This is a genomic window from Cellulomonas sp. B6 (genome assembly GCF_001462455.1).
In the GTDB taxonomy this organism is placed as follows: domain Bacteria; phylum Actinomycetota; class Actinomycetes; order Actinomycetales; family Cellulomonadaceae; genus Cellulomonas.
In genome coordinates, this window is sequence record NZ_LNTD01000078.1 from 1 (window position 1) to 13,374 (window position 13,374).

At 74.4% G+C, this 13,374-nt stretch carries 10 protein-coding genes; 4 read left to right on the top strand and 6 right to left on the bottom strand.

The annotated features are described in order from the left end of the window. Positions 1–60 precede the first annotated feature (60 nt). From ATM99_RS07105 to ATM99_RS07120, 4 genes are all read left to right on the top strand, one after another. On the top strand, positions 61–1,713 hold the full coding sequence (locus ATM99_RS07105; protein ID WP_369798019.1) for a SulP family inorganic anion transporter: 1,653 nt from the start codon (positions 61–63) through the stop codon (positions 1,711–1,713). Positions 1,714–1,776: 63 nt separating this feature from the next. Next, complete coding sequence (locus ATM99_RS07110) at positions 1,777–2,334, top strand: YbaK/EbsC family protein (RefSeq protein ID WP_062102223.1); 558 nt, start codon at positions 1,777–1,779, stop codon at positions 2,332–2,334. Between the two features lie 52 nt (positions 2,335–2,386). Further along, positions 2,387–2,917 carry a hypothetical protein gene (locus tag ATM99_RS07115; RefSeq protein WP_062102224.1) on the top strand — a complete coding sequence of 177 codons (531 nt, stop codon included), beginning with the start codon at positions 2,387–2,389 and terminating at the stop codon, positions 2,915–2,917. A gap of 75 nt (positions 2,918–2,992) precedes the next feature. After that, positions 2,993–4,096 (top strand): DNA glycosylase AlkZ-like family protein, encoded by a 1,104-nt coding sequence (locus tag ATM99_RS07120; RefSeq protein WP_062102225.1) that lies wholly within the window; start codon positions 2,993–2,995, stop codon positions 4,094–4,096. Between the two features lie 32 nt (positions 4,097–4,128). Here ATM99_RS07120 and ATM99_RS07125 read toward each other — a convergent pair whose 3' ends face one another. The 6 genes from ATM99_RS07125 to ATM99_RS07150 form a co-directional block, all read right to left on the bottom strand. Beyond that, on the bottom strand, positions 4,129–4,977 hold the full coding sequence (locus ATM99_RS07125; protein WP_062102226.1) for an RNA methyltransferase: 849 nt from the start codon (positions 4,975–4,977) through the stop codon (positions 4,129–4,131). A 67-nt stretch (positions 4,978–5,044) separates the two neighbouring features. After that, positions 5,045–6,331 (bottom strand): sugar MFS transporter, encoded by a 1,287-nt coding sequence (locus ATM99_RS07130; RefSeq protein WP_062102227.1) that lies wholly within the window; start codon positions 6,329–6,331, stop codon positions 5,045–5,047. Positions 6,332–6,432: 101 nt separating this feature from the next. Continuing rightward, positions 6,433–7,773 carry an endo-1,4-beta-xylanase gene (locus ATM99_RS07135; RefSeq protein ID WP_062102228.1) on the bottom strand — a complete coding sequence of 447 codons (1,341 nt, stop codon included), beginning with the start codon at positions 7,771–7,773 and terminating at the stop codon, positions 6,433–6,435. Positions 7,774–7,825: 52 nt separating this feature from the next. After that, positions 7,826–9,226 carry a DASS family sodium-coupled anion symporter gene (locus ATM99_RS07140; protein ID WP_150118184.1) on the bottom strand — a complete coding sequence of 467 codons (1,401 nt, stop codon included), beginning with the start codon at positions 9,224–9,226 and terminating at the stop codon, positions 7,826–7,828. Between the two features lie 388 nt (positions 9,227–9,614). After that, positions 9,615–11,603, bottom strand: coding sequence for an ABC transporter ATP-binding protein (locus ATM99_RS07145; RefSeq protein ID WP_062102230.1), 1,989 nt, complete (start codon positions 11,601–11,603; stop codon positions 9,615–9,617). After that, positions 11,600–13,345 carry an ABC transporter ATP-binding protein gene (locus ATM99_RS07150; protein ID WP_062102231.1) on the bottom strand — a complete coding sequence of 582 codons (1,746 nt, stop codon included), beginning with the start codon at positions 13,343–13,345 and terminating at the stop codon, positions 11,600–11,602. The genes ATM99_RS07145 and ATM99_RS07150 overlap by 4 nt, the downstream gene beginning before the upstream one ends. Between the last annotated feature and the right edge of the window lie 29 nt (positions 13,346–13,374).

Here is a 13,374-nt window from a genome sequence, read left to right on the forward strand (position 1 = left end):
TCCCCGGCGCCCACCGCCCGCACGGCCCCGCCCACCACCGTCGCGCGCCTGCGCGACCTGCTGCCGCGCCGCACCGACTACGCCGACCTGCCGCGCTCATGGCGCCAGGACCTGCTCGCGGGGCTCACGGTCGCGATCGTCGCGCTGCCGCTCGCCCTGGGGTTCGGCGTGTCCTCGGGCCTCGGCGCGGCCGCGGGCCTCGTGACCGCCGTCGTCGCGGGGGCCGTCGCGGCCGTGCTCGGCGGCTCGCACCTGCAGGTCAGCGGCCCGACGGGCGCGATGACGGTCGTGCTGCTGCCCGTCGTCGCACGCCACGGCGCCGAGACGGTCCCGGTCGTCGCGATCATGGCAGGCGGGATCGTCGTGCTCGCGGCAGCGCTCGGCATCGGCCGGCTCGTCGCGTACATCCCGTGGCCCGTCGTCGAGGGCTTCACGTTCGGCATCGGCGTGGTCATCGCGCTGCAGCAGGTGCCGCTCGCGCTCGACACACCACGCGCCGAGGGCGAGAACGCCGGCCTCGTGGCGCTGCGCACGCTCGCCGACGTCGACTGGGGCCGGACCGTCGCCCCGCTCGCGCTCGTCGCGCTCGTCGTCGCCGTCATGGTCGTGCTGCCGCGCCTGCACCGCGGTGTCCCGGCCTCGCTCGTCGCCGTCGTCGCGGCCACGCTCGTCGCCGAGGTCGGCGGCCTGGACGTCGACCGCATCGGCGCGCTACCCAGCGGCCTGCCGGCCCCGCACCTGCCGGTCGTGGACCTGGAGACCACGAGCGCGCTCTTCTCGTCGGCGCTGGCCGTCGCGGCGCTCGCGGCGCTCGAGTCGCTGCTGTCCGCGCGCGTCGCCGACGGCATGGCCGACGACATCGGGCGCGCGCGGCCCAACCGCGAGCTGTTCGGGCAGGGCGTCGCCAACGTCGCGTCGGGCCTGTTCGGCGGACTGCCCGCGACCGGAGCCATCGCGCGCACCGCCGTCAACGTCCGCTCGGGCGCGCGCACACGCGTCGCGGCGCTCGTGCACGCGGGCGTCCTCACCGCGATCGTGTACCTCGCGGCACCGCTCGTGGGTCGCGTGCCGCTGTCCGCGCTGGCCGCGGTGCTGCTCGTGACGGCCGCACGCATGGTCGACCTGGGCACGGCGCGCGCGATCTGCCGGTCGGGCCGGGCGGGCGCGCTCGTGTTCGGCGTGACCCTCGCGGTGACCGTCGTGTTCGACCTCGTCATGGCCGTCGAGGTGGGCGTCGCGGTCGCCGCGGTGCTCGCGCTGCGCGCCGTGGCCCGCAGCAGCGGCCTGCACCGCGAGCCCCTGCCGGGCGCGGCGGAGGACGAGGTCACGGCCGCCACCGAGCGCGCGCTGCTGCACGAGCACATCGCGGTGTACCGGATCGACGGTGCGCTGTTCTTCGCCGACGTGCGGCAGTTCCTCGACGAGCTCGCGCTCGTGACCGACGTGCGCGTCGTCGTGCTGCGCCTGGGCAACGTCCGGGTCCTCGACACGAGCGGCGCCAACGCGCTCGCGGAGATCGTCACCGACCTCCGACGCCGCGGCGTCGTCGTGCTGCTCAAGGGCCTGCGACCCGAGCACCGGCGCCTCGCCGAGGGCGTGGGCGTGCTGTCGGCCGTCGGGCCCGAGCAGCACGTGTTCGACGACCTCGACGCCGCGCTCGAGCACGCCCGGACGCACGTGCACCGCCCGCACGACGCGGACCGGGCCGCCTGAGCCGGCGGGGCCTGAACCGAGCGGCCCGACCCGGCGTCAGGCACGCCGGGTAGCCTGCCGCGCATGACCACCGCACTCGGGACCCTCACCTGGGAGCGGGCCGTCGACCGCCCCGACCTGCTGGCCGCGAGCACGCACGCCGCGATCAGCGGGTGGGCCGCCGTCGAGCCCGCCGTCGCCGACGCCGTCGTCGTCACGCAGATCGACCCCGACCTCGCCGACACCGCGGCGATGACCGAGGCGTACGACCTGCCGCTGGCCGCGTCGGTCAACTGCGTGCTCGTCGCGGGCCGCCGCGAGGGCGTCGAGCGCACGGCCGCGTGCCTCGTGCGCGCGACCACGCGCGCCGACGTCAACAACGCCGTCAAGCGCCTGCTCGACGTCCGCAAGGCGTCGTTCCTGCCGATGGACCGCGCGACCGCCGAGTCCGGCATGGAGTACGGCGGCATCACGCCGCTGGGCCTGCCGACGGGCTACCGCGTGCTCGCCGACGCGGCCGTGGGCGGCGACGACCTCGTGATCATCGGCAGCGGCGTGCGCCGCTCGAAGGTCGCGCTGCCCGGGTCGCTGCTGCTGCGCGCGCCGGGCGTCGAGGTGGTCGACGGGCTCGCGATCGGCTGACGCAGGGTCCGGACGACCCGAACGGCCGACCGTGCTGCGCGATACTGCCCGTGTGCCCCGCCCGAACGTCCCGCCCCCGACGCGCCGCGGCTGGCGTGACGCGCTGATGCACCTCGTGGTCGGCCACCCGCCGGCGGAGCCGCGTCACCAGACCTCCGCAGCCCGCGCGCCCCGCGTCCGGGCTCGATGGGTCCGGGTCACGGCGGACGGAGTCACCTGGGCACCGCCGCTGCGCGCGGCCGGGCAGGTCGCGGCCGGCGACCTGGGCGAGATCGTCGAGCTCCACCTCGAGTACCCGGGGAACGGGAGCGCGACGTACCACCTGCTGCTCGACCGCGACGGCGTCACCCGCCTCCGTGTGCACGAGTGGGGGTACCGGTCGATCCGCAGCCTGTGGTCGCCGCTGCGGCCGCAGGTTCCCCTGGTGGCCGCCCCGTGGTGGTGCTCGCGCGCCAAGGACGCCCGACGGTCCTGGCCCGAGGCCTTCGGCGTCGGCCACGCCTATCCGGTGGCGCTCACGCTCGGAGTCGTCGCCCTGTACCTCACCGTGGCGGGGACCTTCGCACTCCTCGGTGTCGGTTGAGCCGGTCTGCGGGCACCGGTACGCGCCCCGCGTGCGTCGGCCCGGGTGTCGGAGGCCGGGCGTAGCGTCCGTCGCATGGCCACCACCACCTGGCCGGCCGCGCTGACGTGGCGCCTGGGCCGGCAGCTGCTGGACCCGCCCGCGGGGTCCTCGGTCCCGCACGTCGTCGGCGCGCTGGGTGCGGTCGCCGCACAGCTCGAGCCGACGTGGGCGGAGCTCGGTGTCCGCACCCGGATGCGCGACTCGCGCGCGGGCGACGTCGAGCGGGCCGTCGACACCGGCGCGATCGTGCGCACGTTCGCGTTCCGCGGGGCGGTGCACCTCATGACGCCCGACCTCGCAGCCGTGCACCTCGCGCTGCGCACGTCGAGCCGCATGTGGGAGCGCGCGTCGTGGCGCGAGTACTACCGGCTCGAGCCCGGCGACTGGCCGGACCTGGTCGAGGCGGTGCGTGACGCGCTGGCGGCCGGGCCGCTCACGCGCGACGCACTCGCCGACGCCGTGACCGCGCACGCCCGGTTCGCGCACCTGCGCGACGCGCTCACCGACCCGTCGGTGACGTTCCTCAAGCCGCTCGCGTGGCAGGGCGCGCTGTGCCTGGGACCCGTGCGCGACGGCGCGCTGACGCTCCGCTCGCTCACCACGGTCCCGGACTGGCCGGGCCTGCCCGACCTCGACGACGCCGGCCCGCGCGCCGTCGCGGCGTACCTGCACGCGTACGGCCCCGCGTCGGCCGACCACCTCACGTACTGGCTGAGCCAGGGCCTGGGCGTGCGGCGCGCGCTGCTGCCGCGGTGGGTCGACGCGCTGGGCGAGCGGGTCGCGCACGTCGAGGTCGACGGCGATCCGCTGCTGGTGCTGCGGGAGGACCTCGACGACCTCGTGGCCGCGACGCCGCGCGGCACGGTGCGGCTGCTCCCCCGCTACGACCCGTGGGTGCTCGGGCCGGGCACCGCCGACGAGCACGTGGTCCCGCCCGCGTTGCGCCCCGAGGTGAGCCGCGGTGCGCACGTCGTGCTGGTCGACGGCGTCGTCGCGGGCACGTGGACGCGACGCGGCGACGACGTCACGGTCACGTGGGCCGCGGACGGCCGCCGCCCGGACGACACAGCACTGGACGCCGAGGTCCAGCGGCTGGGCGCGCTGGTCGGGGCCGAGCTGCGCCGCGTCACGGCCTGAGCCGCCCCGCTGCCGCTCAGACCCACGGCCGCTCAGACCCGCGTGGCCCAGAACGCGACGGCCGCCGCCGCGGCGACGTTGAGCGAGTCGACCCCGCCCGCCATGGGGATCCGCACGGTCAGGTCCCCGGCCGCGACGGTCGCGGGCTTGAGCCCGTGCCCCTCGGCTCCCAGCACGAGCGCGAGCCGCTCGGGCGGGTCCGCCACGAGCTCGTCGAGCGTGATCGCGTCGTCCGACAGCGCGAGCGACGCCGTCACGAACCCCGCGTCCCGCAGCGTCGCGACGCCCTCGGGCCACGGGTCGATGCGCGTCCACGGCACCTGGAACACCGTGCCCATCGACACGCGCACCGACCGCCGGTACAGCGGGTCGGCGCACCGCGGCGTGACGAGCACGGCGTCGACGCCCAGCGCGGCGGCGGAGCGGAACGCGGCGCCGACGTTCGTGTGGTCGACGACGTCCTCGAGCACCGCGACGCGGCGCGCACCGGCACCTGCGCGCGCACGTGCCAGCACGTCGGCGACCGGGGGCAGCGCGGGCCGGTGCATCGCCGCGAGCGCGCCGCGGTGCACGTGGAAGCCCGTGATCGCCTCGAGCACGGGCTCGTCGGCGAGGTAGACGGGGACGGCGTCGTCGCCCGGAAGGTCGGCGAGCACCGCCTCGAGCTCGGGCAGCCAGCGCGGCGCGATGAGCACCGACCGTGGCCGGTGGCCGGCACGCAGCGCACGCGCGACGACGGTCGAGCTCTCGGCGATGTACAGGCCGTTCGCCGCCTCGACCCGCAGGCGCAGCGCGACGTCGGTGAGGCCGACGTAGTCGGTCAGTCGCGGGTCGTCGCGGTCGGTGACGGGCTGGACGTCGGCACGGGACACGCCGTCCATCCTCCCAGGTCGGCGCGGTGCCGATCGTGCGCGTCGCCCGACGACGCGGACCCGCGCGGGGCCGTCGTCAGGCCGCGACCTGACGCCGCACGGCCCGCCCGCCGAGCACCGCGACGACCGCACCGCCGACCGCGACGACCGGCACGAGCAGGAACGCGGCGTGCGTGCCGAACGCGTCCGCGAGCGCGCCGAGCAGGAACGGCGCGATGCCGATCGCGACGGCGCCCGCGAGCGTCGCGTGCGACTGCGCGCGGTCCCCGCGGCCCGGTGACGCGGCGAGCAGCAGCGAGATCGACAGCGGGTAGTGCGCGCCGTACCCGAACCCGGCGACCACGAGGCCCACGAGCGCGACCACCGGGTCGGTCGCGGTCCACAGCACGGCCCACCCGACGATCGCGATGCCGAACGACGCCGCGAGCAGGTGCGCCGGGTGGATGCGCAGCGACAGCGGCCCGACCACGAACCGCATCGCCGACATGCCCGCGACCAGGCCGGCGGTCGTCGCGGTCGCGATGCCCGCGCCCGCGCCGGTCTGCGTGAGCACGAGGTCGGTCGCCCAGTAGGTCGTGGCGTTCTCGAGCGCGATGGCCGCGACGACCGCGACGAGGAACAGCGTGGCGGCACCCCCGGGGCGGCGTCGGGGTGGCGGCACGACGGCGGGCAGCGTCGCACCGTCGCCGGGTGCCGTGCCCTCGGGCACGACGTCGGGCACCGCCGCCGTCGTCGGCCCGTCAGGCCCGACGGCGTCGGCCGCGCGTCCGCGACGCCGCAGCCCCGGCAGCGAGCCGGACACCGGCAGCCGTGCGACGAGCGTCGCCGCGGCGAGCGCGAGCAGGATCGTCACCGCGACACCGGGCCGCCAGCCCCACCCGGCGGTGACGGCGGCGCCCACGGCGAGCGGCCCGACCAGCCCCACGGACGACCCGACGCCGTTGGCCTCGGTGATCGCGGCGGACGCGGCGGGTCCGGTGTGCTCGGCGAGCCCGACCTGGGTCGCGGCGATCATCACGTTGCCGCCGACGGCCGCGAGCACCATCGCGGACAGCGTCCACGGCAGCGCCGGGCCCAGCAGCAGCCCCGTGACGCCGACCGTGACCAGCAGGGTCGCCGCGACGATCGTGCCGCGGCGTCCCAGGCCTCGCACGGCGCGCGGCGTCAGCGGTGCCGCGAGCAGCCCGCCGACGGCCATCGCGGTGCCGTGCAGCCCGGCCTGCGCGGCGGTGATGTCGAGCTCGTCGGCGAGCAGCGGCACCGAGGGGTTGAAGCTGTAGAGCAGCCAGCCCCACACCGTGAACGGTGCGTACAGGCCGACGGTGAGCCGGTCGCGGACGAGCCGCGGGCGTGCGGGGGGCATGCGACGAGCATCGACCGTGCCGCGACCGGCCTCGACGTCCGACCCACGTGACGTGCGTCGCACCGCACGGTCCGCCCCACGACCGGTCCCGCCCGCGGGCCTCACCGCACGGTCACGAGCGTCTCCGCGTCGTCGCCCTCCTCGACCACGACGTCGTGCCGCCCACCTGCGACCTCGACCACGTACCGGCCGGGCAGGCCGTGGACCTGCACGCGGCCGTCGGCGTCGGCCGTCACGGTCGTCGGGGCGAGCCACCAGCTGCCGCGGACCAGCTCGCGCAGCGCGTCGTACGCGGGCTTCGGCTCGCCGTCGACCGTCACGAGACCGCCCGGGGCGTGCAGCCACATGCCGTGGTCGGACAGCCCCCAGTAGGTGACGGCCTGCACGCGCGGGTCGGCGACGAGCGCACGGTAGTGCCCGACGACGTCCTCGGCCTGTCGGTCGAGACCGTCGGGCGTCGACGGCCAGCGCTCCACCCGGTGGTCGTTGAGGTCGACGATGTCGCGCGGCATGAGGTCGCCCGACAGGATCGTCGTCTCGGTGAGGTGCAGCGGCAGGCCGAACCGGCCGAACCGCTCGAGCACGTCGAGCGTCTTGTCCCGCCCCCACGCGCCCTTGTGCATGTGCGACTGCAGCCCGAGCGCGTCGATGCGGACGCCCGCGGCCAGGCACTCCTCGACCAGGTGCTCGTAGTCCGCCGACATGTCGAAGTCGTTGAGCAGCAGCGTCGCCGCGGGGTTCGCGGCACGCGCCTCGTCGAACGCGAGCTGCACCATCGGGACCCGGCCCTGCGTCGCGGCGACGCGCGTGACCGCGTTGGTGTCCTTGTCGAACACGGGCATGATCACGACCTCGTTGATCGCGTCCCACGTGTCGACGAGCCCGGCGAACTCGCCGGCGTCGCGGCGCACGCGCTCACGCAGCAGCCGCAGCACCTCGTCGTCCGGCAGCGGCTCGAGCCAGCGCGGCGCGACCGTGTGCCAGACCAGCGGGTGCCCCTTGACCCGGGCGCCGCGCGACACGTAGTGCTCGGCGGCGGCGCGCAGCGCAGCGGTGCGCGTACGGCCGCGCTCGGGCTCGAACGTGCCCCAGTAGAACGGCAGCGTCGCGGTGTCGAACAGGTCGAACCACAGCGCGTCGAGCCGGTCGAGCAGCGCGTCCTCGCCCGGGGCGGGCGTGCGTCCCGACAACCGGCGCCACGCGCGCTCGGTCTCGTCGAACCCGATGCAGCCGAACGCGATCGCGTGCCCCGTCTGCTCGACGCGCACCGCTGCGCCCGCGAGCGCGCGCCCGTTCGCGTCGACGAGCCGCACGGTGCGGCGGCGGGCGCGGTGCGCGAGCTCGGCGTCGGTCGTGACGGCGGCGCTCGCGACGGCGTCGTCGGGCACGGGAGCGACGGGCGCGGCGGTGGTGGGCACGGACGGGCTGGGCACGTGGCTCATGCGGCTCCTTCGGTCGCTGCGGGCGACGGCTCCGGCGCCCCGCACCAGCCTGTCATGCCCCGAGACCGAGCACCCACGTGGCGAGCGTCGTGACGGTCAGCGTCACGAGCAGGACGGACGCGACGCTCAGCGGTGCGCCCGCGCGCACCATGTCCGGCACGCGCACGTAGCCCGAGGAGTACGCGATCGCGTTGGGCGGGGTCGCCGCGGGCATCATGAACGTGCACCCGGCCGCGAGCGCGACGGGCACCGCGAGCAGCAGCGGCCCGTACCCGAGCGCGGCCCCCACGGTGCTCATGATCGGCAGCAGCGTCGCGGCCGTCGCGGTGTTCGACATGAACTCGGTCATCGCGACGGTCAGCACGCACACCACAGCGACGACGACGAACGTCGGCAGCCCCCCGAGCCCGTGCGCACGCTCGCCGATCCACACCGACAGGCCCGACGCGGTGATCTGCGACGCGAGCGCGAGCCCGCCGCCGAACAGCAGCAGGATCCCCCACGGCAGGTCGCGCGTGTCGGGCCAGTCGAGCAGGCGTCCGCCGCACGGCTCCCCGGACGGCAGCAGGAACAGCAGGACCGCGACGACGACGGCCACGACCTCGTCGGTCACGGGTGTGCCTCGCCAGATCAGCGGCAGCGCGATCCACGACGTCGCGGCGAGCGCGAACACCGCGACGACGCGTCGCTGCGGGTGCCCCATCGGACCGAGCCGGTCGAGCTCGGCACGCACCACCGAGTCGTCCTCGCACAGCGGCGCGGGGTCGAACCGGAACACGACGCGCGTGAGCACGAGCCACGCGAGCAGCAGGAACACGATCGACAGCGGCAGGCCCACCGCCATCCACTGCCCGAAGCCGATCTCGATGCCGTACGTCTCGGACATGTACCCGACGAGCAGCGCGTTGGGCGGGCTCGCGATCACCGTGCCGAACGAGCCGATGGTCGCGGCGTACGCGATGCCGAGCATGAGCGCGGCGGACAGCCGCCGGTCGACCTCGCCGCGCTCGCGGCTCAGCAGCGTCAGCACCGACACGCCGATCGGCAGCATCATGACGGCCGTCGCGGTGTTGGACACCCACATGCTCAGCAGCGCCGTGGCGACCATCATGCCGAGCACGAGCCGGCGTGGTGCGGTTCCGACGAGCCGCACGACGCCGAGCGCGATCCGCAGGTGCACGTCCCACCGCTGCAGCGCGATCGCGAGCACGAACCCGCCGAGGAACAGGAAGATCACCTTGTTCGCGTACGGCGCGGCGACGTCGGAGACGGGCGCCACGCCCGCGACCGGCAGCACGACGAGCGGCAGCAGCGCGGTCACGGCCAGCGGCAGCGCCTCGGTCATCCACCACACGCCCATGAGCACGAGCGTCGCGGCGGTGACCGCACCGGCGTAGGCGGGCATCCCCGCGGCCTGGGCCGGCATGTCGGGCATGACGACCGCCACGAGCACGGCGAGCAGGGGCCCGACGACGAGCCCGACGGTGGAGCGGCTGGGTCGCCGCAGGCGTTCCGCACGCGGGAGGGCTCCCCCGCGCCTCCTGTCGTCCGGCGGGTGCGTGGGCGCGGGGGCGGTGGCGGAGCTGATGGGTCGACCTCTTCGTCGCGGTGGCGGGCGTGTCGTCTCCCTCTCGACGGTAGGCGCGCGACCGTCTCACCACGTGGGACCTTCGGGCGCACCCGGCTCCGCTCCCCGCCGCACCCGCCCCACGTCACCGCCCACATCGATGCCCGCGTCGACGGACAGCACGACGGCGCGACGGACAGGTGCGTACACGTGTCCGTCGCGCCGTGCGCCTGTCCGTCGCGGGGCGGGCGCGCGGCCCCGCCCCGCGGGAGGGTCAGTCGACCGGGGCCGTGGCCGCGGCGAACTGGCTCTCGTAGAGCCGCGCGTACGCGCCGCCCACAGCGAGCAGCTCCTCGTGCGACCCCTTCTCGACGATCCGGCCGTGCTCCATCACCAGGATCACGTCGGCGTCGCGGATGGTCGACAGCCGGTGCGCGATGACGAACGACGTCCGCCCGGCGCGCAGCGCGTTCATGGCGTGCTGCACGAGCACCTCGGTGCGCGTGTCGACCGAGCTGGTCGCCTCGTCGAGGATGAGGATCGCCGGGTCCGCGAGGAACGCGCGCGCGATCGTCAGGAGCTGCTTCTCCCCCGCCGAGACCGAGCCGCCCTCGTCGTCGATCACCGTGTCGTAGCCGTCGGGCAGCGTGCGCACGAACCGGTCGACGTGCGTGGCGACCGCCGCGTCGACGATCTGCTCGTGCGTCGCGCCGTCCACGCCGTAGGCGATGTTCTCGGCGATGGTGCCCTCGTACAGCCAGGTGTCCTGCAGGACCATGCCCATCTGCGAGCGCAGCGCGTCGCGCGTGAGGTCGCGTGTGTCGACGCCGTCGAGCGTGATCCGCCCGGAGTCGACCTCGTAGAACCGCATGATGAGGTTGACGAGCGTGGTCTTGCCCGCGCCGGTGGGCCCGACGATCGCGACGGTCTGACCGGGCTCCGCGACGACCGACAGACCCTCGATGAGCGGCACGTCGGCCTCGTAGCGGAACGACACGTCCTCGAACGCGACGCGGCCGCGCACGGGCTGCGGCAGCGCGGCGGGCACCGCCGGGTCGGGCGACTGCTCGTCGGCGTCGAGCAGCTCGAACACCCGCTCGGCCGACGCGACGCCCGACTGCAGCAGGTTCGCCATCGACGCGATCTGCGTGATCGGCTGCGTGAATTGCCGGCTGTACTGGATGAACGCCTGCACGTCGCCGAGCGTCATGGTGCCCGACGCGACCCGCAGGCCGCCGACCACCGCGATGATCAGGTAGTTGATGTTCGACACGAAGCCGAGCGCGGGCTGGATGATGCCCGAGATGAACTGCGCCTTGAACGAGGACTGGTACAGCTTCTCGTTGCGCTCGGCGAACGTCTGCGCGGCCTCCTGCTGCCGCCCGAACACCGTGACGAGCGCGTGGCCCGTGAACATCTCCTCGATGTGCGCGTTGAGCTTGCCGGTCCACGCCCACTGCTCGACGAACTGCGGCTGCGAGCGCTTGGCGATGGCCGCCGCGATCGCGATCGACAGCGGCACGGTCACCAGCGCGACGACGGCCAGCAGCGGGGAGATCCAGAACATCATGCCGAGCACGCCCAGCACGGTGAGCACCGAGGTGATCAGCTGCGACAGCGTCTGCTGCATGGTCTGCGCGACGTTGTCGATGTCGTTGGTGACGCGGGACAGCAGCTCACCGCGCGGCTGCCGGTCGAAGTAGGACAGCGGCAGCCGTCCGAGCTTCTCCTCGACGTGCGTGCGCATGCGCTTGACCGTGTTCTGCACGGCGCGCGCCGTGAGACGCCCCTGCAGCCAGCCGAGCAGGAACGCGGCGACGTACACCGCGAGCACGACGAGCAGGATCTCGCCGAGGCGGGTGAAGTCCACGCCCGACCCGACGGTCAGCGTGTGCATGCCGCTGACCATGTCGGCGATGGTGTCCTGGCCCGAGGCACGCAGCGCCTCGACGGCCTGCGCCTGCGTGGTGCCTGCGGGCAGCACGCCGCCGAGCTGGCGCGACACGATGCCCTCGAACAGCACGTTGGTCGCGTTGCCGAGCAGCTTGGGGCCCGCGACGGCCGCGGCGACGGACCCGACGCCCAGCACGAGGACGAGCGCGAGGCGCACGCGCTCGGGACGCAGCACGGTCAGCAGGCGGCGCAGCGAGCCGCGGAAGTCGAGCGACTTCTGCCCCGGCATGCCCATGCCGTGGCCCATCGGGCCACCGCGCGGGCCACCCGGGGGCGGTCCGGCGGGACGCTTGTCGGTCGTGGCGCTCATGCCGCCTCCTGCGCGTTCAGCTGGGAGTACACGATCTCCTGGTAGGTCTCGTTGGAGGCCAGGAGCTCGTCGTGGGTGCCGTCGCCGACCACGCGGCCCTCGTCGAGGACGAGGATCCGGTCGGCGTAGCGGATGGTCGCGACGCGCTGGGCGACCACGAGGACCGTGGCGTCGCGCGTCTCGGGCGCCAGGGCGGCGCGCAGCGCGGCGTCCGTGGCGTAGTCGAGGGCCGAGAACGAGTCGTCGAACAGGTAGATGCTGGGCCGTCGCACGAGTGCGCGGGCGATCGCCAGCCGCTGCCGCTGACCGCCGGACAGGTTGGTCCCGCCCTGGGCGACCGGTGCGTCGAGCCCCTCGTCGAGGGCCTCGACGAAGTCCCGTGCCTGCGCGATCTCGAGCGCGCGCCAGATCTCGTCGTCGCTCGCACCGGGGCGTCCGAACTCGAGGTTGGACCGGATCGTGCCGGAGAACAGGTACGGGCGCTGCGGGACCAGGCCGATGCGGTTCCCGAGCTCGATGGGGTCGGCGGTGCGCACGTCGACGCCGTCGATCAGCACCTGCCCGCCGGTGACGTCGTACAGCCGCGGCACGAGGTTCACGAGCGTCGACTTCCCGGCACCGGTCGACCCGATGATGGCGGTGGTCCGCCCGGGCTCGGCCACGAACGAGACGTCCTGCAGCACGGCGTGCTCGGCTCCCGGGTAGCGGAACTCGACGTCGCGTAGCTCGAGCAGTCCGGGCCGGGCCTGGGGGCCGGTCGGGAACGGGGTCGCCTGCGTGGGAGGGACGACGGTGGTGTCGGTGTCGAGCACCTCGCCGATGCGGTCGGCCGAGACCATGGCGCGCGGCACCATGACGACCATCATCGAGCTCATGAGCACGGCCATGAGCACGAACATGATGTAGCTGAGGAACGCGATGAGCGCGCCGATCTCCATGTCGCCCGCGTCGATGCGCCGTGCCCCGAACCACACGACCGACACGCTCGAGACGTTCATCACGAGCATGACGACCGGGAACATGAGCGCCATCAGCAGGCCGGTGCTGAGCGAGGCGACGTACAGCGCGTCGTTCGCGACCTCGAACCGGGCCTCCTCGTGCCGCTCGCGGACGAACGCGCGGATGACGCGCACGCCCGTGAGCTGCTCGCGCATGACGCGGTTGATCGCGTCGATGCGCTTCTGCACGCGCCGGAACCACGGCACCATGCGCGACACGATGAGGCCGACGATCACGGCCAGCACCGGCACGATGACCAGCAGGAGCGCCGAGAGCCCGACGTCCTCGCGCAGCGACATCACGACGCCGCCGATGAGCATGAGCGGCGCCATGACGAGGAACACGAAGGTCATGAACACGACCATCTGCACCTGCTGGACGTCGTTCGTCGTGCGGGTGATGAGGGTCGGCGCACCGAACTTGCCCATCTCCTGCTGCGAGAACGACTGGACCTGCGCGAACAGGCGCGCCCGGACGTCGCGGCCGAACGCCATCGCGGCGCGGGCGCCGAACCAGACCGCGGCGATCGCGGCGACGACCTGCACGAAGCTGACGCCCAGCATGACGCCGCCGAGGTTCCAGATGGCGTCGGTGTCGCCCTTGGCGACGCCGTCGTCGATGATGTCGGCGTTGAGGCTCGGGAGCCACAGCGTCGCGACGACCTGCACGAGCTGGAGCGCCAGGACGGCGAACACGGCTCCCCGGTACGGGCGCAGGTGCTCCCTGAGCAGTCGGATGAGCATGGGTCAGGACCCTTCCGTGAGGGTGGGGG